Origin of the sequence: Micromonospora nigra, assembly GCF_900091585.1 — a bacterium.
Lineage (GTDB): Bacteria > Actinomycetota > Actinomycetes > Mycobacteriales > Micromonosporaceae > Micromonospora > Micromonospora nigra.
In genome coordinates, this window is the sequence record NZ_FMHT01000003.1 from 61527 (window position 1) to 84625 (window position 23099).

Annotated in this window: 14 protein-coding genes; 10 read left to right on the forward strand and 4 right to left on the reverse strand. The window is 73.5% G+C overall.

Annotation, left to right across the window (positions count from 1 at the left end):
* Positions 1-64: 64 nt before the first annotated feature.
* From GA0070616_RS01000 to GA0070616_RS01030, 7 genes are all read left to right on the forward strand, one after another.
* Positions 65-1681, forward strand: coding sequence for an ABC transporter substrate-binding protein (locus tag GA0070616_RS01000; RefSeq protein ID WP_245712596.1), 1617 nt, complete (start codon positions 65-67; stop codon positions 1679-1681).
* A gap of 81 nt (positions 1682-1762) precedes the next feature.
* The gene (locus tag GA0070616_RS01005) at positions 1763-3352 is read left to right on the forward strand and encodes a GH39 family glycosyl hydrolase (RefSeq protein WP_091074934.1); all 1590 of its coding nucleotides are present in this window, start codon (positions 1763-1765) and stop codon (positions 3350-3352) included.
* On the forward strand, positions 3349-4032 hold the full coding sequence (locus GA0070616_RS01010; protein WP_091074936.1) for a YesL family protein: 684 nt from the start codon (positions 3349-3351) through the stop codon (positions 4030-4032). Before GA0070616_RS01005 ends, GA0070616_RS01010 begins: the two co-directional genes overlap by 4 nt.
* Positions 4026-6077: an alpha-glucuronidase gene (locus GA0070616_RS01015; RefSeq protein WP_245712597.1), complete on the forward strand. Its 2052-nt coding sequence runs from the start codon at positions 4026-4028 to the stop codon at positions 6075-6077. Before GA0070616_RS01010 ends, GA0070616_RS01015 begins: the two co-directional genes overlap by 7 nt.
* A 122-nt stretch (positions 6078-6199) precedes the next feature.
* Entirely contained in the window at positions 6200-8329 is a 2130-nt protein-coding gene (locus GA0070616_RS01020) for a cellulase family glycosylhydrolase (protein WP_091074938.1), read from the forward strand.
* Between the two features lie 248 nt (positions 8330-8577).
* The gene (locus GA0070616_RS01025) at positions 8578-9177 is read left to right on the forward strand and encodes a TetR/AcrR family transcriptional regulator (protein WP_091074940.1); all 600 of its coding nucleotides are present in this window, start codon (positions 8578-8580) and stop codon (positions 9175-9177) included.
* Complete coding sequence (locus GA0070616_RS01030) at positions 9174-10802, forward strand: isovaleryl-CoA dehydrogenase (RefSeq protein ID WP_091074942.1); 1629 nt, start codon at positions 9174-9176, stop codon at positions 10800-10802. Before GA0070616_RS01025 ends, GA0070616_RS01030 begins: the two co-directional genes overlap by 4 nt.
* Position 10803: 1 nt before the next feature.
* On the opposite strand, the gene GA0070616_RS01035 is transcribed toward GA0070616_RS01030, so the two are convergent.
* The gene (locus tag GA0070616_RS01035; RefSeq protein WP_245712919.1) at positions 10804-12744 is read right to left on the reverse strand and encodes an ABC transporter ATP-binding protein; all 1941 of its coding nucleotides are present in this window, start codon (positions 12742-12744) and stop codon (positions 10804-10806) included.
* A 374-nt stretch (positions 12745-13118) separates the two neighbouring features.
* On the opposite strand from GA0070616_RS01035, the gene GA0070616_RS01040 reads away from it, so the two are divergent.
* Entirely contained in the window at positions 13119-14243 is a 1125-nt protein-coding gene (locus GA0070616_RS01040; RefSeq protein ID WP_091074945.1) for a cellulose binding domain-containing protein, read from the forward strand.
* 90 nt (positions 14244-14333) lie between these two features.
* Here the strand turns inward: GA0070616_RS01040 and GA0070616_RS01045 are convergent, their stop codons facing one another.
* Positions 14334-15665 carry a metallophosphoesterase gene (locus GA0070616_RS01045; protein WP_091074947.1) on the reverse strand — a complete coding sequence of 444 codons (1332 nt, stop codon included), beginning with the start codon at positions 15663-15665 and terminating at the stop codon, positions 14334-14336.
* Positions 15666-16038: 373 nt separating this feature from the next.
* Between GA0070616_RS01045 and kynU the strand changes: the two genes are divergently transcribed.
* On the forward strand, positions 16039-17295 hold the full coding sequence (gene kynU / locus GA0070616_RS01050; protein ID WP_091074949.1) for a kynureninase: 1257 nt from the start codon (positions 16039-16041) through the stop codon (positions 17293-17295).
* A gap of 148 nt (positions 17296-17443) precedes the next feature.
* On the forward strand, positions 17444-18922 hold the full coding sequence (locus GA0070616_RS01055; protein WP_091074951.1) for a cellulose binding domain-containing protein: 1479 nt from the start codon (positions 17444-17446) through the stop codon (positions 18920-18922).
* Positions 18923-19018: 96 nt separating this feature from the next.
* On the opposite strand, the gene GA0070616_RS01060 is transcribed toward GA0070616_RS01055, so the two are convergent.
* Positions 19019-21460 (reverse strand): ATP-binding protein, encoded by a 2442-nt coding sequence (locus GA0070616_RS01060; protein ID WP_175439937.1) that lies wholly within the window; start codon positions 21458-21460, stop codon positions 19019-19021.
* Between the two features lie 120 nt (positions 21461-21580).
* Positions 21581-22969: an MFS transporter gene (locus tag GA0070616_RS01065; RefSeq protein WP_091074955.1), complete on the reverse strand. Its 1389-nt coding sequence runs from the start codon at positions 22967-22969 to the stop codon at positions 21581-21583.
* Positions 22970-23099 lie beyond the last annotated feature (130 nt).

Sequence of the window (23099 nt, forward strand, 5' to 3'; positions counted from 1 at the left end):
CGTGTCCACCCGTTCCCATCACCGAACCGAAAGGACCGCCATGTTCCGCAGATCGTGGCGCCGCGTGTCGACAGCCACCGCCGCCCTGCTCGCCGTCACCACCCTCGCCGCCTGTAGCGACGACCCGTCCGACTCCCAGGACCTGTCGGGCAACCGGGTCGGCGCGATGGCCGACTACGCCGCCGGTACGCAGTTCAGGGCCACCGAACCGGTGTCGTTCTCCATTCTGTACAACAACCACCCGAACTATCCGCTGAAGAACGACTGGCTGTTCTGGTCGGAGTTGAAGTCGCGGACCAACGTCACGCTCGAACCGGTCGCCGTGCCGCTGAGCGACTACGAACAGAAGCGCAGCCTGCTGGTCGGCGCGGGTGACGCTCCGTACCTCATCCCGAAGACCTACCCCGGCCAGGAGGACACCTACGTCTCCTCCGGCGCGGTCCTGGCCGTCAGCGACCACCTCGACCTGATGCCGCACCTGCGGGACAGGATCTCGCGGTGGAACCTCAAGCCCGAGATCGACACGCTCCGCCAGGAGGACGGCAAGTTCTACCTGCTGCCCGGGCTGCACGAGAAGCCCTGGCACGACTACTCGCTGGCGGTACGCACCGACGTGCTCGACGAACTCGGGCTGGCCGTCCCGAGGACCTGGGACGACCTGTACACCGTGCTCAAGGCGATGAAGGCGAGGTATCCGGACACCTACCCGTTCTCGGACCGCTGGAGCAAGCCCAACCCCGGGGGCAACCTGCTGAACCTGCTGGCCGTGTCGTACGGGCTGCAGGGCGCCGGCTGGAACTTCCAGCACACCAGTTGGAACGCCGAGACCGGGACGTTCGAGTACACCGGCGCCACCGAGAGGTACAAGCAGATGCTGCAGTACCTCAACAAACTCGTCACCGAGGGGCTGCTCGACCCGGAGAGCTTCACCCAGACCGACGACCAGGCCCGGCAGAAGCTCGCCAACGGCAAGTCCTTCGTCATCAGCGCGAACGCGCAGGTCGTGGTCAACGACTACCGGCCGGACCTGGCACAGACCAACCCCGCCGCGACGATTGCCAAGATCCCGCTGCCGATCGGCCCCGCCGGTGAGATCAACCCGGCCAGCCGGCTGGAGAACGGCATGATGATCTCCTCGAAGGCCCGCGAGGACAAGAACTTCGTCGCCATGATGCAGTTCATCGACTGGCTGTGGTATTCCGACGCCGGCCAGGAGTTCGCGAAGTGGGGCGTCGAGGGCACGACCTTCGTGCGGGACGCCGCCGGCAAGCCCACGCTGGCCCCCGACGTCAACGTCATCGGTCTCAACCCCGACGCGCCCAAGCACCTGCAGAAGGACTTCGGCTTCTACAACGGGGTGTTCGCCTACGGCGGCAAGCCCGAGCTGGTGCAGGGGTTCTTCTCCGCCGAGGAGCAGCAGTTCCAACAGGTGATGAACGCCCGTACGCCGATCGCCGTGCCACCGCCGTACCCGTTCTCCGACGCCGAACGGGAGCAGGCGTCGCTGTGGGAGACGCCGCTGCGCGACCACGTCACCCAGGCGTCCCTGCAGTTCATCCTCGGCCAGCGCGACTTCGGCCGGTGGGACGCCTACCTGGCCGAACTGAAGGGCAAGAACCACGACGCCTACCTGGAGATGGTCCACAAGGCCCACGACCGCTACCGCAAGGCCAACAGCTGACCGACGCCGGTCCGGCGTGCCCCGGGGCACGCCGGACCGGCCGGCCTTACCCGGACGACGCACCGAGCACGAGGGACGACGATGCGGATCACCGTTGCGGAGCACCCCCACGCCCGACTGTCCGACGCCTGGCGGTTCGCCGTGGGCACCGGCCGGTTCGACCTGGCCCTTCGGCGCGACTACCAGGAGTCGCTCGCCCTCGTCCAACGCGACATCGGGTTCCGGCACATCCGTGGGCACGGGCTGTTCAGCGACGGGGTCGGCATCCACCGCCCGTACGAGTACCGGGGCGAGCGGCACGTCCGGCACGCCTTCACCTACCTCGACCAGGTGGTCGACGCGTACCTCGACCTGGGGGTGCGGCCCTTCCTGGAACTGGGCTTCATGCCCTCGGGTCTGGCCAGCGGCGAGCAGACGGTGTTCTGGTGGCAGGGCAACGTGACACCACCACGCTCGTACGGGCAGTGGGCCGACCTCGTCCGGGCCACCGTCGGCCACCTCGTCGACCGGTACGGCCTCGACGAGGTGCGCGGCTGGCCGATCGAGGTGTGGAACGAACCCGACCTGACGGAGTTCTGGCAGGGTGCGGACGCCGACGCCTACCACCGGCTGTACGAGGTGAGCGCACACGCGGTCAAGGAGGTGGACGCCGCGCTCCAGGTCGGCGGCCCGGCGCTGTCCCCCGGCGCCGACGACGACTGGCTGCCCCGGTTCGCCGAGTTCGTCGACGCCCGTTCGGTGCCGGTGGACTTCGTCAGCCGGCACGCGTACACCTCGGGACCGGCCCGGCACGTGCCGTTCGGCGTCCACCAGAGGCTGGCCCCGGCGCGGCGGCTGCTGGAGCAGTTCGCCAGCCCACGCCGGCAGCTCGCGGGCACCTGCCTGGCGGGGCTGCCGGTGCACGTCACCGAGTTCAACTCCTCCTACCGGCCGGACAACCCGATCCACGACACCGCGTTCCACGCCGCCTACCTCGCTCCGGTGCTGGCCGGCGGGGGCGACCTGGTCGACTCCTTCGCGTACTGGACGTTCAGCGACGTGTTCGAGGAGGTGGGGATCCCCACGGCGCTGTTCCACGGCGGCTTCGGCCTGCTCACCCACCGCCAGGTCAGAAAGCCCACCTACCACCTGTACGCCTTCATGGCCCGCCTCGGTGACCAGGTGCTCGCCCGGGGCCCCGACCACCTGGTCACCCGCGACGACACCGGGCGGGTGTCCGTGCTGGCCTGGGCGCCGGTCGACGTCACCGGGCGCGACCCCGTCGACGGGCACGCCGTACGCCTGTCCCTGCCGGTGCCCGGCGCCCACACCGCCTTCCTGCTGCGCTCCTCGGTCAGCGATGAGGCGGGCAACGCGTGGCGGGCCTGGGGTGAGCTGGGCCGGCCGGCCGCCCCCACCCCCCGGCAACTGGACGTGCTGCGCCAGGCCGCCGAGCCGGTCCGCCGGCACGCGTCGCTGCCGGTGGTGGCCGGCCGCGTCGCACTGGACCTGCATCTGAACCGGCACGAGGTGACCCTCGCGGAGGTGACGCCGGTGGTCGACGAGACGCCGCCGTGGTGGGACGAGGCCCGGTTGCTCGGCACCGACGACCCGGCCGCGACGCATCGCCGGATCACCGCGGCACCGGACCGCCAGGTCACCACGGCACCGGGCCCGGCGGGGACGGCGTGAGCACCGCCGCCGGGCACCAGGTCGGCGACGGACCGCTGTCGCGTGCCGCCGCGCTGGTCTACACGCTGCTCGTGGTCGAGCTGTTGTTGCTGGTCGGCGCGGCCCCCGGCCTGGTCGCGCTGGTCGCGCTGGACCGGCACGTGAGCAATCTGCCGCTGGTCGCGCTCTGCGCGGTACCGCTCGGCCCCGCGCTGTCCGCCGCGGTGTACACGCTGCACCACCAACATCCCGACACGACCGACCTGCACCCGTGGCGGCGGTTCCGGCGCGGCTACCGGGCCAACCTGGGTGGCGCGCTGCTGGTCTGCGTACCGCTGTTGCTGTGGCTGACCGTCATCGCGGTCAACCTCGCCCACCTGCCGGTGGCGGGGGTGCCCGGCTGGTGGGCCGTACCGTTGGCGCTGGTCGGTGTGAGCGTGACCCTGGTCGGGGCGAACGCCCTGGTCATCACCTCGCTGTTCACCTTCCGGCGCCGCGACGTCGTCCGGCTCGCCGGGTACTTCCTCGTCCGCTGCCCGGGCGGCACGCTCACCAACGCCTGCCTGCTCGCGGGCACGGTCGGGCTGACGGTGCTCACCTCCGAGGCGGTGGTGGCGGCGCTGGGCTCGGTGCTGGTTCTGGCGGTCCTGCGCGGCAGCGCACCGATGGTCGCCGCGATCCGGAAGGAATTCACGTGCTGACCGACGGTCCGCCGCCGGGGGTGCACGCCGCCTGGCTACCGGCGGAGGCGTTCCACGCCGTCGGGTCGCGCCGGGTCATGGTGCACGGCGCCGGATCGCTGGTGGACACCGTCCGCGAGGAGGTCGTCGCGGCCTGCGCGCGCCACGGTGGCCGGCTCGGGGGCCGGGGCCGCGGGGCGGACCTGGTGCTCGCGCTGCGCGGCGTCGGCCCGCCCCCCGTGCCGGCGGCGCGGGCCGCGCTGGCTCGGGCGCAGGGCGTGGCCGGCGACGGGCTGGGTGGGGAGGGCTTCCTGCTGGTCCGCGCCGACGGGGTCACGGTGGTCCTCGCCGACGCCCCGGCCGGCCTGCTGTACGGGCTGTTCTACGTGGTCCGCCTCGGCGAGGCGGCCTTCACGGGGGACCTGCCGGTGGCCCGGCACCGGCCGGCGACGGCGCTGCGGATGCTGGACCACTGGGACAACGTGGACGTCCACCCGGTGATGGGGCAGGTGGAGCGGGGCTACGCCGGCGGATCGATCTTCTGGCGGGCCGGGGCGGCGCGCGGCGACACCGCGCGGGTGCGCGCGTACGGCCGGCTGTTGGCTGCCTGCGGGGTCAACGCGGTGGCGGTCAACAACGTCAACGTGCACGCCACGGAGGCCCGGCTGCTGACCGACCGGCTCGGCGAGGTGGCCGCGATCGCGGACGTGCTGCGCCCCTACGGGGTGCGGGTGCACCTGTCCGTCGGCTTCGCCTCTTCCGTCGCCCTCGGTGGCCTGCCGACGGCCGACCCGGCCGACGAGCGGGTGCGGGCATGGTGGGCGGCCACCACCCGGGCGGTGTACGCGCTGATCCCCGACTTCGGCGGGTACGTGGTGAAGGCCGACTCGGAGGGGCAGCCGGGTCCGTTCGCGTACGGGCGGGACCACGCCGACGGGGCGAACGTACTGGCCGAGGCGCTCGCCCCGCACGGGGGTGTGGTGCACTGGCGGGCCTTCGTCTACGACCACCGGCAGGACTGGCGGGACCGGTCCACCGACCGGGCGCGGGCCGCCTACGACCACTTCGCGCCGTTGGACGGGCGGTTCCGGGACAACGTGGTGCTCCAGGTGAAGTGCGGGCCGATCGACTTCCAGGCGCGGGAGCCGGTGTCGCCGGTGATCGCGGCCATGCCGGCCACCCGGGTGGCGGTGGAGGTCCAGGTGACCCAGGAGTACACCGGGCAGCAGCGGCACGTGTGCTACCTGGGTCCCTGTTGGAGTGAGGTGCTCCGGTTCGCGCCATGGGGGCCGGACGGGCCCACCGTCGCCGCGATCACGGCCCGGGGCGGGCTGGTGGGGGTGTCCAACGTGGGCGACGACCCGTTCTGGACCGGCCACCCACTGGCGCAGGCCAACCTCTACGCGTTCGGTCGGCTCGCCTGGGATCCGACGCTGGCGCCGCGCACCGTGCTCGACGAGTGGATCTCGTTGACCTTCCCGCCGGGCACCACCGCCCACCCGGCGCTGGTGCGCCGGACTCTGCACGAGGTCATGGACGACTCGTGGCGCACGTACGAGCGGTACACCGCGCCGCTGGGGGTGGGGTTCATGGTCCGGCCGGGGGACCACTACGGGCCGGACGTCGACGGGTACGAGTACACGCCGTGGGGCACCTACCACTTCGCGGACCGGGACGGGGTGGGGGTGGACCGCACCCGCGCGACGGGGACCGGGTTCACCGGCCAGTATCCCGAGCCCTGGCGGGAGGTCTACGAGTCGCGGGAGCGGTGCCCCGACGAACTGCTGCTGTTCTTCCACCACGTGCCGTACGGGCACGTGCTGCACAGCGGCAGCACGGTCATCCAGCACATCTACGACACGCACTTCGCCGGGGTGGCCGAGGTGGAGGCGACGTGCCGGCGGTGGCGGCGGCTGTCCGGGCTGGTCGATCCGGTGCTGCACGCCCGGGTGACCGAGCGCCTGGCCGAGCAGGTGCGCTGCGCGCGGGAGTGGCGGGACCAGGTCAACGCGTACTTCCACCGCAAGTCCGGGGTGCCGGACGCGGGTGGCCGGCAGATCCACTGACCTGCGCAGCCATCGTCCGTTACCAATTGACAAAGTTTAGAACTTAAACTTAATCTGCGATTCACTCGGTGGAGTCCGCCCGGCGGAACCACCTCAACCGACAGTGAAGCGCGAGGAGCGTCATGACCGGCCTTCGGAGCACGTTGAGACGAACACGGTGGCGGTTCGGCCTGGCCACGGGCGGCATCACCACGCTGATGCTCGGCCTCGGCGTGGCCGTCGCGGGCAGCGCACAGGCAGCGGCGGGCTGCCGGGTGGACTACGCCGCGCCCAGCCAGTGGCCCGGCGGCTTCACCGCCAACGTCAGCGTCACCAACCTCGGCGACCCGGTCAACGGCTGGCGGCTGACCTGGCGCTTCCCGTCGGGCCAGCAGGTGACCCAGGCGTGGAACGCCACGGTCACCTCCTCCGGCGCCGACGTCACCGCCACGAACGTCGGCTACAACGCCGCCATCGCCACCAACGGCACGGTCTCCTTCGGGTTCAACGGCTCCTGGACCGGCGCCAACACCGCGCCGACCACGTTCGCCCTCAACGGCGTGACCTGCACCGGCCGCGTCGACGGCACCACGCCCCCGCCGAGCAGCCCGCCGCCGAGCACGCCGCCGCCGTCCACCCCGCCGCCCACCACCCCGCCACCCACCACTCCCCCGCCGACCGGCGACCCGATGGCGGCCGTCGCGGCCATGCAGCCCGGCTGGAACCTCGGCAACACCTTCGACTCGATCGGGGGCGACGAGACCGCCTGGGGCAACCCCCGGGTCACCCGCGCGCTGATCTCGAACATCAAGGACCAGGGCTTCAACAGCATCCGCATCCCGGTCACCTGGACCGAGCGCACCGGTCCCGCCCCCACCTACACCATCGACCCGACCTGGCTGAACCGGGTGAAGGAGGTGGTCGACTGGGCCCTCACCGAGGACCTCTACGTGATGATCAACATTCATCACGACTCGTGGCAGTGGATCTCGAACATGCCGGCCGACCGGGCGGGGGTACTGGCCCGCTACAACGCCATCTGGACCCAGGTCACGTCGACGTTCCGCAACCACTCGCCGAAACTGACCTTCGAGAGCGTCAACGAGCCGCAGTTCACCAACAGCTCCGGTGACGCCCAGAACGCCGAGCTGCTGCACGAGCTGAACACGTCGTTCCACCGCATCGTGCGCCAGTCCGGCGGCGGCAACGCCACCCGCCTGCTCGTGCTGCCCACCCTGCACACCTCGTCCGACCAGGCCCGCGTCGACGAACTGGTCGCCACGATCGACCAGCTCGACGACCCCAACATCATCGCGACCACGCACTTCTACGGTTACTGGCCGTTCAGCGTCAACGTCGCCGGCGGCACCCGCTTCGACGCCGTCGCCCAGCAGGATCTGGTCGACTCCTTCGACCGGGTGCACGACGCGTTCGTCGCGCGGGACATCCCCGTGATCATCGGCGAGTACGGGCTGCTCGGCTTCGACCGGCACACCGGCACCATCCAGCAGGGCGAGAAGCTCAAGTTCTTCGAGTTCCTCGGCCACCACGCCCGCAGCAGGCAGATCACCACCCAGCTGTGGGACAACGGGCAGCACCTCGACCGCACCAGCTTCGTGTGGAAGGACCCGGAGCTGTTCGCCCAGATCAAGTCGAGCTGGACCACCCGCTCCGGCACCGCGTCCACCGACCAGGTGTTCGTCGGGCGCACCGGCGGCGTGACCGCCAGGACGATCACGCTCAACCTCAACGGCACGACCTTCCAGAGCCTGCGGCACGGCAGCACGGATCTCGTCCGGGGCACCGACTACACGGTCTCGGGCAACCAGCTGACGCTGACCGCGTCCGCGCTGACCCGGCTGGTCGGCGACCGGGCGTACGGCGTCAACGCCGTCCTGCACGCCCGGTTCTCGGCCGGCAAGCCGTGGCGGATCAACGTGATCACGTACGACACCCCGGTGCTGCGGAACGCGACCGGCACGACGAGCGACTTCGCCGTCCCGACCACCTTCCGGGGCGACGTACTGGCCACCATGGAGGCGAAGTACGCCGACGGCAGCAACGCCGGCCCGCACAACTGGACGTCGTACAAGGAGTTCGACGTGACGTTCGCGCCGAACTACGAGGACGGCACCATCGCCCTGAAGCCGGAGTTCTTCGCCGAGGTGCGCGGGGACGAGCCGGTGACCCTCACCTTCCACTTCTGGAGCGGCGCGACGGTCACCTACCGGGTCACGAAGTCCGGCAGCAGCGTCACCGGCACCACCGCCTGATCGGTCGGTCACGAGGCGGACGTACCTCGTGACCGACCCCACCGGCCGGCCGGCCCCGTTCGGGGTCGGCCGGCCGCGTCTCTTCCCGCCCGGGGTCGCGCGCCCGCGTGGCGCACCACCGGGTCACGCCGGCTACCGGCAACGCGCCCGCGTCGAGGCCGGAGCGTCGACGGGGACCGGAGCGTCGGAGGGCCAGCTCCGGCGGGGCAGGCTTGCCAGGAAGAACTGAACGCTGGTTCAATCCTTGGATGGCGTACCGGACGACGGAGCGGGTCAGGGCCCGGCTCACCGCGTCCCGCGAACGGACGGTCGCGGCGGCGCTGGAGATCATGGCCGAGCACGGGTACGCCGGCTGCACCGTCGCCGCCGTCGCCCAGCGCGCCGGCATGGCCACCGGCAGCGTCTACCGCCACTTCCCCACCAAGGGCGACCTGTTCGCCGAGGTGTTCCGCACCGCGTCGCAACGCGAGATCGACGCGGTCACCCGTGGGGCGGCCAGGCAGACCACGGCCGCCGCCCGGATGTCCGCCGTCGTGGCGACCTTCGCCGGGCGGGCGCTGCGGTCACCCCGCCTGGCGTACGCGCTGCTCGCCGAACCCGTGGACCCGGCCGTGGACGCGCAGCGCCTCGTCTTCCGCCGGGCGCACGCCGACCTCGTCGCCGGCTTCGTGGCACAGGGCGTGGCGAGCGGCGAACTGCCCCCGCAGAATCCCGAGCTGACCGCCACCGCGCTCGTCGGTGCCCTCGCCGAGGCCATGGTCGGCCCGCTGGCCGCCGGGGTCGCGGGTCCGGACACCATCACGGAGCTGACCACGTTCATCCACCGCGCGCTGGGAGTGCCGACGTGACGACGCACGAAGTGTTCAACCAGGTCCCGCCGCTGGCCGGCCACGACACGGCCGACGACCCGGCGCTGCTGGACGGGCTCGACCGGGAGGGCGCCGGCTGGGCGACCGCCGAGCTGCACGAGCTCGGTCGGCTCGCCGGGAGCACGGAGGCGATCGAACACGGCCGACTGGCCAACGACCACCCACCGGTGCTGCGCACCCACGACCGCTACGGCCACCGGATCGACGAGGTGGAGTTCCACCCGTCCTGGCACGAACTCCTGGGGACCGCCGTCACCTACGGGCTGCACGCCGCCGCGTGGGCCGACGACCGCCCCGGCGCACACGTCGCCCGCGCCGCGAAGTTCTACGCCTGGCGGCCCGACGCCGGCCACGGCTGCCCGATCTCCATGACGTACGCGGCGGTGCCGGCACTGCGGCACGCCCCGGACCTGGCCGCGCGGTACGAACCGCTGCTCACCGCCACGGCGTACGAACCGGGGCTGCGTGCGCCGCACAGCAAGCGGGGTCTGCTGGCGGGCATGTCGATGACCGAGAAGCAGGGCGGCTCGGACGTCCGGGCCAACACCACCACCGCCCGCCCCGAACCGGACGGCAGTTACCGGCTCGTCGGGCACAAGTGGTTCACCTCGGCCCCCACGTGCGACCTGTTCCTCACCCTGGCCCAGGCACCCGACGGACTGACCTGCTTCCTGGTGCCCCGGGTGCTGCCCGACGGCACCCGCAACCCGATGCGGTTGATGCGCCTGAAGGACAAGCTGGGCAACCGGTCCAACGCGTCCTCCGAGATCGAGTACGAACACGCCGTGGCCTGGCGGGTCGGCGACGAGGGCCGGGGCGTACGCACCATCATCGACATGGTCAACCTCACCCGGCTCGACTGCCTCGTCGGCGCGGCCGCCGGTATGCGTCAGGGCGTGACCACCGCCGCGCACCACGCCGCGCACCGGCGGGCCTTCGGCCGGCACCTGGTCGACCAGCCGCTGATGCGCAACGTGCTCGCGGACCTGGCCGTGGAGTCCGAGGCCGCCACCGTCCTCATGATGCGGCTCGCCGGAGCGACGGACCGGTCGGCGCGCGGCGACGCCGACGAGTCGGCGTTCCGACGCCTCGCCGTGGCGGTCGGCAAGTACTGGGTCTGCAAGCGGTGGCCCGGCCACGCCGCCGAGGCCCTGGAATGCCTGGGCGGCAACGGCTACGTGGAGGAGTCCGGCATGCCCCGGCTGTTCCGGGAGTCGCCGCTGAACTCGATCTGGGAGGGCTCCGGCAACGTCGCCGCCCTGGACGTGCTGCGCGCCCTCACCCGGGAACCGGAGGTGATGGCCGCGTTCGAGGCGGAACTGGCCGCGGCGGCCGGCGCGGACGCCCGCCTCGACGCCGCCGTGCGGCGGCTGCGCGCCGACCTGACCGACCCGCACGAGGTGGAGCTGCGGGCCCGCCGCCTGGTGGAGCGTCTCGCCCTGGTCGTGCAGGGCTCGCTGCTGGTGCGCCACGGTCACCCGGCGGTGGCCGACGCCTTCTGCGCCTCCCGACTCGGTGGCGACCACGGCTACGCGTACGGCACCCTGCCGGCCGGCGTCGACACGGCCACGATCATCGCCCGAGCGACGCCGAAGGTGGGATGACTCATCCGACGGTGCCTCGCGGCGGCGGAACCCGCGGCGGAGCCACGTCGTACCCGGCCGCCTGGAGGGTGAACAGCTCGGCGTACCTGCCACCCGCGGCCATCAGCTCGTCGTGGCTGCCGGACTCGACCAGGGCACCCCGGTCGAGCACGAAGATGCGGTCGGCGTGCCGGACGTTGGCCAGCCGGTGGGTGATGAGGATCGTGGTCAACCGCCCCTGCCGGTCCCGGATGGACTGGAAGAGGGCGTCCTCGGCGCGCGGGTCCAGCGCCGAGGAGGGTTCGTCCATGATGAGCAGCTCCGCGTCACGGAGGAACCCGCGGGCCGCGGTGATCCGCTGCCACTGGCCACCGGAGAGGTCCTGCCCCTTGGCGAAGGTCCGGTCGAGCAGCGTCTCGTACCCGTAGGGCAGCTCGACGATCGTGTCGTGCGCGGCGGCCCGGGCGGCAGCCGCCTCGATGCGGTCCTGCCGGGCCTCGGCCTCGACATCGCCGATGGCGATGTTGGTGGCGGCGGTGAAGGGCCACTTGTGGTACTCCTGGGTGACCACGGCGATCCGGTCGCGCAACCGGTCGGCGTCCCACTCGGCGTACGGCCGCCCGTTCCACTCGACCACCCCCGCCGACGGCATGCGCAGGGTGGCGATCACGGCGGCGAGGGTGCTCTTGCCGGAGCCGTTCTCCCCCACGAAGGCCACGGTCTCGCCGGCCCGGACGGTCAGGGTGACGTCGTCCACGGCCGCCTCCTTGCGATCGGGATAGCTCAGGGTGACCTCTCGCACGGAGAGTTCCCGCAGCGGCGGCGGGGCCGCACCGGAGCCGGCCGCCGGCAGGTAGTCGGCGGCGCGGTTCATGAAGCCGGCATAGTCGCCGAAGTGCTGCCCCTCGCTGTAGACCTGGTCCACCTGGTAGGTGGCCACGGCGAGCGACCGCTGCGCCGCCTGTACCGCGATCACGCAGGTCGCCGCCGCTGCCAGCGGAATCCGGCCGTCGACGAGCAGCAGGCCCAACAGGACGTACACCGCGCCGGTGGCGATCCCACCGACGACCGCGCCGAGGCTGGTCATGGTGGTCACCCGGCGGGCGAGGGCGAGCTGGATGCCGGTCTCCACCCCCATCACCCGGTCGTACTGGTCCAGCAGGAACCGGCGCAGCCCGTACGAGCGCAGTTCCGGTGCGGAGACCCGCTCGGCCATCAGCCCGTGCAGCAGCCCCCGGCGCCGCCGCCGCACCGACCCGGCTGCCCACGTCTGGTACGTCAGGTGGCCCGCCCGCAGCGAGGCCCAGGCCCTCGGCAGCGTGGCGACCAGCAACGCCGGCAGCAGCAGCGGATGGATCAGCACCACGGCCACGGCCACCGCGAGCAGCCCGGCCAGGCCGGCGAGCAGGTTCGTCACCGCCTGCACCAGGCTGACCGTCGACTCGGTGCCCCGGGAGGCGCGTTCCATGTCGTCGGCGAAGGCGTCCGCGTCGAAGGCGTCGAGCCGCACCGCCGTGGTCACCTCGAACAGGCCCCGCTCCACCTCCTGACGGACCCGGGGTGCCAGGCCGTTCTGGGCGTAACCGGTGACGATGCCCAAGCCGCCGCGCAGCGCGGTCACCGTGGCCAGAACGGCGAGCGCCGGCAGCGCCGCGACCACCTTGTCCGGGGTGGGGCCGGCCGCGAACAACTCCACCAGCACCCGCTGGGTGGCCAGCAGCCCACCGCCGGCCATCACTCCTGAGCCGACGGTCGTCAGGGCCACGATCGAGGTGCGCAGCCGGTCCGCCCGCCAGCTGACCCGCACCGCCTCCGCCACCAGCCGGGGCAGCTCGGCGAAGACGGCGAGGACGCCGGCCTCCGCGCGGGCCCGCACGCCCGCCTCCCACCACACGGCCCGCAGCTCCGGCAGCAGCGGCTCCGCCGCCGCGGCGCCGTCACGGGTCGCCCCGCCCCGTTCGATGGCAGTCTCCGTCACCGATGGCCTCCCTCGCGCCGCACAGCCGATTCGACTCTAGGTGATGGGTCGGACACGGTGAGGGAGTCGGACTTCGGCACGTCGCCGAGCGCCGACACCTGCGGGGCTACGTGCGGCCGGAGGCCACCCGGCGGCTCGGCCTGTGTCACGGGCGCCGCCCGTCGCCAGATCCAGGCCGACGGGCCGGTGCAGCGCGGAGCAGGTCCTCGTCCATGCAGTGGTACGAGGTCCGCCAGCTCACGCGTGAGCGTCTCCTCCACGCCGGCAGGTGATTGCAGTCCGTCGATGCCTTTGGTTGACTGTGGCGGGAGCAAGGGCCGTCACACGACCATCCGACCTGTGACAGGAGTTCATCACCCATGCTCCGAAGGCCCCTGATCCACGCCCTCGTCGCCACCCTGGCCGCGGTGCCCCTGGCCCTGGCCGCCCTGACCACCCCCGCGCAACCCGCCGCGCACGCCGCCGCGCCCGCGCGGCCCGCCGCCGCGCCGGTGCGCGTGATGCCGCTCGGCGACTCGATCACCGGCTCGCCGGGCTGCTGGCGGTCCATCCTGTGGAACCGACTCCAGGCCACCGGCCACACGAACGTCGACTTCGTCGGTACGCTCGGCCCGCAGGGTTGCGGGCAGCCGCACGACGGGGACAACGAGGGCCACGGCGGCTACCTCGTGACCAACGTGGCGAACCAGAACCTGCTGCCCGGCTGGCTGGAGGCCACCCGACCCGACGTGGTGCTGATGCACTTCGGCACCAACGACGTGTGGAGCAACATCGCGCCGGGCACGATCCTCTCGGCGTACGGCCGGCTGGTCGACCAGATGCGGGCCAGCAACCCGGCGATGAAGGTCCTCGTCGCGAAGATCATTCCGATGGCCCCGGGCACCTGCCCGGAGTGCGGCCCGCGGGTGGTGGCCCTCAACGACGCCATCGACGGCTGGGCGGCGGCCAAGACCACCACGGCCTCGCCGGTCGTGGTGGTCGACCAGTGGACCGGGTTCAGCACGGCCACCGACACCTACGACGGCGTGCACCCGAACGCGGCCGGCGACCAGAAGATGTCCGACCGGTGGTACCCCGCGCTGGTCGCCGCGCTCGACGGGGCCACACCCACCCCGACCGGCTCGCCCACCCCGTCACCGACCGCCACCCCGACGCCGACCACCAGTCCGACGCCGCCGCCGGCCGGATGCACCGCCACCTACCGGCTGGTCAACCAGTGGCAGGGCGGCTTCCAGGGCGAGGTCACCGTCCGCAACAGCGGCACCGCCGCGTTGTCCGGCTGGACCGCCCGGTTCACCTACGCCGACGGGCAACGGATCACCCAGGCCTGGAACGCCACGGTCACCCAGGACGGCACCACCGTCACCGCCCGCAACGTGGGCTGGAACGGCACCCTGGCACCCGGGGCGCAGGCCAGCTTCGGGTTCCTCGCCAGCAGCGCCGGCACCAACACCGTCCCGGCGGTGGGCTGCACGGCCGGCTGACCCGGCCCCGTCGGTCGGCCGCCCACACCGGCCGGCCGACGGGCCACCGCGACACCCGTCCGTCCGCCCGGCCGGGGCGGCGCGTCGTGGTCAGCGCAGCAGGCCCACCCGCGGGTACGTGCGGGAGTGGGTCAAGGTCTCGTCGGTGTGCGGGGCGTAGATCCAGGTACGCAGGGTGTCCCGCGCCGTGTCGACCTCGACGAGCCGGACGGGGTTGGTGCGCCGGGAGTGGAACGTCTGCAGGAAGGAGTGGATCCGGTTGCCGTGCACGCCGACGTCGACCCGTTGGGTCGCCGACCCGGTGTGGCCGGAGAAGACGAGGCGGATGTTGGGATACCGGCTCACCAGGTGGTCGTACAGGTACTGGGGGCTGGTCGCCCCGTAGCCCGCGCTCTGCCCGATCGTGCCGTCCTCCTCCAGGTAGTGGTGGGTCACCACGACGACGTTGTGTCGCGGGTGGGCGGCCACCACCGCCCCGGCCCAGGCGACCGCCGCCGGACGGGGCCACAGTTCCAGCGTCAGCACCAGCCACCGCACACCACCGGCCTGGTAGGTGGCGTACGCGTTGTCGATCTTGCCTGCCTCGAACTGGCCGCGCACCGCGCCGAACCGGGCGGCGGTGAAGTACCGGTTGAACACGGTGGTGTCGCGCAGCAACCGTCGGGCGGGGGACCGCCGGCTGCCGTCCGGGCCGGCCGCCTGGGTGTCGTGGTTGCCCACCGCGAGGGTGTACGGAATCTCGGCCGCCTCCAGTGGCCGCAGGGCGTCCCGGGCCCGGACGTACTGCACGTGGTCCGGGGTGTCGTAGTTGACGACGTCGCCGGAGTGCGTGGCGAAGCGCAGGTCCAGCGCCTCCCGGTTGGCCACCAGCCAGTCGATGCGCTGACGGAACCGGCCGTCGCCCGCGGCGAGAACCTCCTCCTGCGTGTCGGGCACCACCGCGAAGGCGAACCTGCTGTCCACCGCGCCCGGCGGTGTCTCCATCCGGGCGTACGCCACGTGGACGTTGCGGTCGCACTCACTGGTGTACCGGTCGTGCACCATCTCGATGGTGACGGTCCGGGTGCCGTCGGCCAGCTCGGGGCCCACCGGGTGGCTGCCGTAGTCGGTGGCGCTGTCGATCAGGGCCTCGCCGACCGCCGCCCCGTCCACCCGGACCCGGATCGTCGGCCAGCCGTCACAGTGGTCGCCGATCGCGCCGACCAGGACCCGACCGGACCCGTGCACCACGGTGCTGGCGGAGCTGACGGTCCGCCACAGCGTGGCGTGCGTGCCCGACGGCGGCACCGGCGTGCCCGTGGCGGGCTGGACCGTCCCGTTGACGACGGTGAACGGCGAGGACACGGCCGCGCCGGCCACCCCCGCCACAGCTCCGGCCGCCAGTACGACAACGACCGCCACCACGGTCCGCATGATCCGCATCCGGTCTGACCTCCCAGCACACGCCTCGTCTCCGGGGCGATGCTATGGGAGCCCGGCGGGCAGACGGTGAACCCGCGACGACCGTGCGTGTACGGCGTGTCCACGAGAAGTAGTCGGATTCCCGCGGGCCTCGGGTCAACGGCACGCCAGGTCGACGCCGATGGCGTCGTCGGCGCCCGGCTTGGCTTCGTCAGCAGGGACTCCGCCGAGGGCTGCCGCCCGTCGATCGGCTACCTTTGCCCGGCCGGCGTTCGTCCGCAGCTCGGGCGCCGAGTCCCGGGGACCCGCGCGGCGACCCATCCGCGACCGCCGACCCCGCCGTGCGGTCTTGGCGGTCCCGGGCCGGATGACGCGGGACGGAAAGCGAGCGACAGTGGCCCACGACCTGCCCCGCACCCTCGCCAAGGAGCTGGACGCCACCGATCCGCTCGCCGACCTGCGGGACCGGTTCCAGATCGCCGACGATCTCATCTACCTCGACGGCAACTCGCTGGGCCGGCTGCCGGCCGCGACCCCGGCACACCTCGACCGGCTCGTCCGGCACGGCTGGGGCACCGAGCTGGTACGCGGCTGGCCGACCTGGATCGAGTGGAGTCGCCGGCTGGGCGACCGGCTGGCCGCACACGCCCTCGGGGCACGTCCCGACGAGGTGGTGGTCTGCGACTCGACATCGGTCAACCTGTACAAGCTGGCCGCCGCCGCGTTGGACGACCGTCCGGGCCGGAGGACGATCCTGGCCGACGCCGAGGACTTCCCCACCGACCGCTACATCCTGGAGGGGCTCGCCGCGCAGCGCGGGCACACGCTGCGGCTGATCCCGTCGCACCTGGACGGTGGCCCCGAACCCGACACCCTCGCCACCGCGCTGGACGACGACGTGGCGCTGGTGGTGCTGTCCGCCGTCTCGTACCGCTCCGGGGCGCTCGCCGACATGGCAGCGGTCAACGCGGCGGCCCGCCGCGTCGGGGCCCACGTCCTGTGGGACCTGTCCCACGCGGCGGGGGCGGTGCCGGTGGAGCTGACCGCCAGCGGCGCGGACCTGGCGGTGGGCTGCACCTACAAGTACCTCAACGGCGGCCCGGGCGCGTCGGCGTTCCTGTACGTGCGACGGGAGCTCCAGGACACGCTGCGCCAGCCCGTGCAGGGCTGGTTCGGACGGCGCGACCAGTTCCGGATGGGGCCCGGCTACGAACCCGCCGAGGGGCTGGACCGGTTCCTGGTGGGCACCCCGTCGATCCTGGCCATGGCCCCGCTGGATCCGGCGTTGGACGTGCTGGCCGAGGCCGGCATCGACCGGGTCCGGGCCAAGGGCGTCCGGCTCGGCGAACTGATGGTCGCGCTGGCCGACGCCTGGCTCGCCCCGTACGGTTTCGCCCTGGCCTCCCCGCGCGACGCCGCCCGGCGCGGCAGTCACGTCTCGCTGCGCCACCCGGAGGCGCTGCGGGTCTGCCGGGCGCTGGCCGCCGCCGGGGTGGTCGGCGACTTCCGGGTCCCCGACCGGCTGCGGCTGGGTGCGGCCCCGCTGTACACCCGGTTCGTCGACGTGTGGGACGCCTTCGACCGGCTACGGGACATCGCCGAACGACGGGCCTGGGCGTCGGTCCCCGTCGAGACGCCACGGGTCACCTGACGGCTCCCACCGCCCCAGACCGGACCGGGCCGGAACCGACGTGACGGTCGGCGGACCGGCCGGGTGAGCCGGCAGGATGCCCGGCAGGAGCGCTCCTGCCGGGCGTCCTGCCTGGGCCCGCGCCCCTGCCGCCGGTTGGCTCCAAGGCATGACACAGACCTGGAAGTTGCTGTCCCGAGGCGCGGCCGTCGGGCTGCTCGCGGCGACCGCCGCGCTGGTGCCGGCCGGCGGGCCCGCCGCCGGCCGGGCCGCCGCGCCCGAGCGGAACGCCTCCGTGCTCGACCTGATCCCCGCCGACACCCGCGCCGCGATGCTGGCGCAGGCACCGCTGGTCGACGCCGCCACCGGCCTGAAGGCCACCGTTGACCGGGGTGGCGCCCGTGGCTTCGCGGGCCTCGGCCTGGTGGACGACCACGTGACCCTCTGGTGGAAGGGTGCCCTACCGGCCGACGTCCGCGCCGCCGTGGCGACGGCCCGCCGGATCGCTCCGGTCGAGGTGGTCGCCGCGCGGTACTCGCGCGTCGAACTGTCGGCCGCCGCGACCCGGCTCGCGCCGGTGACCGACCGGCACGACGCGGTGCACCGGGTGCGGTTGCGCGCCGACGGCAGCGGCGTCGAGGTCGCCGTCGAGCCGGGGATCGCCGTGCCCGCGCTCCCGGCGACCGGCGTGCCCACCGCCGTCGTACGCACCGAGGAACTGGCCCCCCGGTCACGGGAGGACGACGCCGCGCCCTGGAGCGGCGGGGCCCGGATCTGGGCCGGGGCGGGGTGCACCAGCGGTTTCGGCGTCCGCGACGCCGGCTCCACCGACACCTACGTGCTCAGCGCCGGGCACTGCGGTGATCTCGGCGCCCAGTGGACCGACGGCGCGGGTGAGCCCATCGGCGTACAGACCCACAGGAACGCCGACCACGACACCATGCTGATCACCACCGCCTCCCCCGGCGGCCACCTGTACGTGGGCGGCTCGCACGACAACGTCCGGGCCCGGGTGGTCGGCTGGACCGAGGTCTTCCCCGGTCAGTTGCTCTGCCAGTCCGGGGCGACGTCGGCGTGGACGATCGGGCGGCCCGTCTGCAACCTGCGGGTGGAGTTCCACTACGACGACCGGGAGGACCTGGTCGAGGCGACCCAGCTCGACGGGGAGGATTCGGCACGCGGTGGCGACAGTGGCGGTCCCGTGTACGCGGTGAACGCCGACGGCACGGTGCTGGCGGCCGGCACGACGACTCGCTCGGCCGGGCCGGGTTTCGGTTTCCAGGACTTCGCCACCGCCCGTGACGACTACGGCGACATCGTTCCCGTGACGGGCGTGGACACCAGCACCTGCCGGGTGTCGTACGTGGTCACCGAATCGTGGGCCACCGGATTCGCCGCCGCGGTGACGGTCTACAACGACGGCCCGACGCGGGCCGGCTGGAACCTCGGCTGGACCTTCGGAGCCGGCCAGGTCGTCCAGGGCCACTGGGGCGGCACGTTCACCCAGTCCGGCAGCAGCGTGCAGGTGAGCAACGAGGCGTGGAACGCGACCCTGCCGGCCGGCGGTTCGGTGAGCTTCGGCTTCACCGCCGACGGTCCGGCCACGGCGCCGACCGCGTTCCAGCTCGACGGCGAGACCTGCTCCTGATCCGGTTCCCCACCGCAGGTACGGGCCCGGCCGCTTACGCGGTCGGGCCCGTAGCCTGGGCCGTCGATCCCGGCACTCGGCCTGCCGGGCCCCCGCTCACTCGGCCAGTTCCCGCCGCAGCCGGGCGCGCAGGCCGTGGACCTCGGGGGCGTCCAGTTCACCGCACCTGTCCAGGGCCCGCCGCCGCAGCAGCCGGGCGTCGGCCGTGCCGTCCGGGCCGGCCGGCGCCACCGTGGCCAGTGCCGCCAGCGCCTGCGCCTCCCACCAGGGGCTGGACACGGAGGCGAAGAGCCGCTGCGCCCGGCGCAGCTCGGTGCGGGCCGCCCCGGTGTCGCCCAGTTCCCGCAGCGCCAGGCCGTGCCGGTACGCGGCCGTGGCCTCGCCGAACGTCGAACCGGCCTGCCGGAACATCTGCCCGGCGCGGGCGTACTCCCCGGCGGCCTCCCGCCACCGGCCCAGCCCGGCCAGGGCCGCCGCCAGGCTCATCGTCGTGCTCGCCTGGCCGACGAGCGCGCCGGTGCCGCTGAGACCGGTGTCGCCGCGGTAGAACACCAGCGCGGCCCGGTGCAGCTCCGCCGCCTCGGCGAACCGGCCGGCGGTCGTCAGGGCGACGCCCTGCACGTTGGCCGCACACCACTCCCCCAGCTCGTAGCGGACCTGACGGAACAGGGCCAACGCCCGGCGGGCGGCGGGCACGGCGAGGTCAGCCCGACCGGTACGCACCCCGATGGCGGCGCGGTACGTCAGCGCCCACGCCTCCTCCCGCAGGTCACCCGACCGCGCGGCCAGATCCAGGGCGCGGTCCAGGGCGTCGAGTGCCTCGGTGTGCCGGTCCCGGCAGTGGTAACGGGCCCAGCCGAGGAAGTTGAGCAGCACGACCTCGTCGTGCGGGTTGCGCAGGGCCTGCGCGGCCGTCACCCCGAGGGAGAAGATCTCGTCCCAGCCGTGCCGGTGGGTGGCGACGTCGGAATACCAGTGCAGGGCCCGGGCGACCCGGACCACGTCGGCGTGCCGGCCCTGCCGGGCGGCGTCGCGCAGCGCGGCGAGCCAGTGCCCGGCCTCACGATCCAGCCAGTCGGCGGCGGCCCGGTGCCCCGCGAACGGGGAGGCGGTGCGGCGACCGGCCGGGTCGAAGGTGGCGGCGGCCCGCTCGGCGCGGGTGAGCAGCCAGGTGACCATGCCGTCGTGGGCGTCGCGCCGCCGCTGCGGGCTGTCGTCGGCGTCGAGGCGTTCCTGGGCGAAGAGCCGGACCAGGTCGTGGAACTGGTACCGGTCGCCGCAGGACGACAGCAGGCCCGCGTCGACGAGTTCCTCGGCGGACGCCAGCGCGGTGTCGGTGTCGGTGCCGGCCACCGCAGCGACCAGGTCGACGTCGAAGTCGGAACCGGGGATCAGCGAGGCCCGCCGGAACACCGCGGCGACCGGGGTGCCGAGCTGCCGGTACGACACCGCGAACGCGGCCCGCACCCCGACGTCGCCCGCGGTGAGCGCGGTGAGCCTGCGGCGCTGGTCGCGGAGCTGGTCGACCAGGTGCCGCACCGGCCAGCCGGGACGGGTGGCCAGCCGGTTCCCGGCGACCCGCAGCGCCAGCGGGAGCCGCCCGCAGAGCATCACGAGCTGGTCGACACCCGCGGGGTCGGCGGACACCCGGTCGGCGTCCACGATGCCGCTGAGCAGCTCCCGGGCGGCGGCCGGGTCGAGCACGTCCAGTGGGAGGCGGACGGCACCGGCCAGCCCGGCCAGCGGCCGGCGGGCCGTGACCAGCACGAGGCACCGGGAACCGGCCGGCAGCAGGGGCCGTACCTGGGCCTCGTCGGCGGCGTCGTCGACGACCAGCAGCAGCCGGCGGTCCCGGGTGAGGGTGCGGAACAGGTTGCCGCGCTGCCGGGCGTCGGCGGGGATCCGGTCGTCGGGGGCACCGAGTGAACGCAGCAGCCCGGCGAGGGCGTCGGTGGGTTCGACCCGCCCGGACGGGGTGGCACCGTGCAGGTCGACGAAGAGCTGGCCGTCGGGATAGGCGGAGCTGATCCGGTGCCCGGCGGCGACGGCGAGGCTGGTCTTGCCGGTGCCGGCCGGGCCGTGCAGCACCGCCACCCGTGGCCCGGTGTCGTGACCGGTGTCGGGCCGGTCGGCGGCCAGCCGCCGCACCGCGGCGAGTTCGTCGGCGCGGCCGGTCAGGTCGGGAATGGCGGCGGGCAGCTCGGCGGGGGGTGGCGGGTGGTCGGCGGGCCCGCCGGCCGCGAACGCGCCGGGCGGCTCGGGCTCCGTCGGCCGGGTCGTCGGGCAGCCGTCCCCGGGTGGGGCGGGGGCCGGTGGGCGGGCCCGGTCGAGGAAGTGCCGGCGCTGCGTGGCATCGAGGTCGAGGGCGTCGGCGAGCAGCGCCACCGTGCGGCGTTGCGGGGAGCGGACCCGGCCGTTCTCCATCTCCCGGATGCCGCGGACGCTGGACCCGGACGCCTCGGCCAGGTCCTCCTGGGTGAGGCCGCGCCGACGGCGCAGGGCACGGAGCAGGTCGCCGAAGCCACCGTCGACGGGCACGTTCCCCCCAGCACCACACCGTCCACCATCACGTAGCGCACCGATGATCGCACGCAGTGTTCCGGCCCGGCAGGCCGGTCCCACGTGAACCTCGCCATAGGACGGTCGGTGGGCGCGAACTCAGACCGGCTGAGGATCGGGGACCGCCGGCTCGGGCTCGCCGACGTGGCGCAGGTCGGGCACGGCGCGCACCGCCCGACCGGCGGTGCTGGCGACTGCGAGCACCAGCAGGATCGCCGCGAAGACCAGGAACACCGCCCGGGTCGGGGTGTGGTCGAGCAGCAGCCCGGCCAGCGCCGGGCCGAACGGTGACACGACGAGGGCGAGGAAGCTCGTCGCCGCGTTCGCCCGGCCCTGGAGATGGTCGGGGGTGAGCAGGGCCTGCAGGGTCAGCATGCTCACGTTGGCGGCGGGCACCAGCAGGGCGCAGGTCCCGGCGAGGGCACCGAGGACGTACCCGTCGTCGGTGCCGGCCATGGCCGCGACGAGCAGGGCGCAGGACCAGATGACCGCGAGGATCAGCCAGCGGGTGGGGATCCGCGCGGTCAGCCAGGACGCGACCAGAGAGCCGATGACCGCCCCGAGGCCGACGCAGGCCACGATGGAGCCGGCGGACAACCCGGACGCGCCGTTGCGTACGGGCACCACGAGGATCGCCAGCAGCACCCCGGCGAAGGCGAAGTTCATCACCGCCCCGCCGACGAGGGTGTAGCGCAGGGGCGGCTGCCGCCACAGGAAGCGGACCCCGGCGACCGCCTGCCGGGGCAGCGAGTCGCCGGTCTCGGCCCGGCCCCGGCCCAGGGGCCCGCGCAGCAGCACCACCCCGACCAGCGCAACCGCGTACGACGCGGCGTCGACGAGGAACGGCAGGGCGGGGTTGAGCCCGAACAGCAGGCCACCCAGGGGCGGGCCGGCCAGGTAGACCATCCCGTTGCGGGTCTCGTTGAACACCGTCGCGGCGCGCAGGTCACGGGGCGCCACGACGGCCCGGGTGGCCGCGGCGGCGGCGGGTTGCAGGGCCGCGCCCAGCGCGGCGGACGCGGCGGCCAGGATCGCGATGACGAGCACCGGGGCGTCGCCGGTCAGCGCCAGCGCGGCCACGGCGACGGCGGCGAGCAGTGCCCCGGCGTCGCAGACGAGGATGATGATCCGGCGGTCCCGCCGGTCGGCCAGCAGCCCGGCGGGCAACAGGACGAGGACCAGCGCGACGCCCTCGGCGAAGGCGACCAGGCCGGCGTCGGTGGCCGACCCGGTCATCGCGAGCACCAGCAGCGGCATGGCCACGGCGGTGACCTGCGTGCCCAGCTTCGACACGGTGCGGACGACGGCGAGCAGCAGGAAGTCGTGGTTGTGGCGCAGGCCGGCGGTCGGCATCGGGTCTCCCGGAAGGAGTCGGGGCAGCGGGTCGGGGCGGTCCGCCGCCGACGGCCCGGTCGGGCCGTCGGCGGCGGTGGCGCCGGTCACGCGTACCGCGACCGGCGGTTGCCCGGGTGGACGGGTGCCGCCCACCCGGACCGTCGTACCGGTCAGTTGCAGTTGCAGAGCACGCTGACCGTGCTCGACAGCGCCGGCACGCGGGTCACGGCGGTCTGCGACCGCAGGCCCTGCAGGTTCAGGATGCTGCTCATGAGGTTCACCT

Coding starts and splice junctions, on each gene's coding strand:
- GA0070616_RS01005 (WP_091074934.1), top strand. CDS start 1,763: ATGCGGATCACCGTTGCGGAGCACCCCCACGCCCGACTGTCCGACGCC.
- GA0070616_RS01020 (WP_091074938.1), top strand. CDS start 6,200: ATGACCGGCCTTCGGAGCACGTTGAGACGAACACGGTGGCGGTTCGGC.
- GA0070616_RS01025 (WP_091074940.1), top strand. CDS start 8,578: ATGGCGTACCGGACGACGGAGCGGGTCAGGGCCCGGCTCACCGCGTCC.
- GA0070616_RS01040 (WP_091074945.1), top strand. CDS start 13,119: ATGCTCCGAAGGCCCCTGATCCACGCCCTCGTCGCCACCCTGGCCGCG.
- GA0070616_RS01045 (WP_091074947.1), bottom strand. CDS start 15,665: ATGCGGATCATGCGGACCGTGGTGGCGGTCGTTGTCGTACTGGCGGCC.
- GA0070616_RS01055 (WP_091074951.1), top strand. CDS start 17,444: ATGACACAGACCTGGAAGTTGCTGTCCCGAGGCGCGGCCGTCGGGCTG.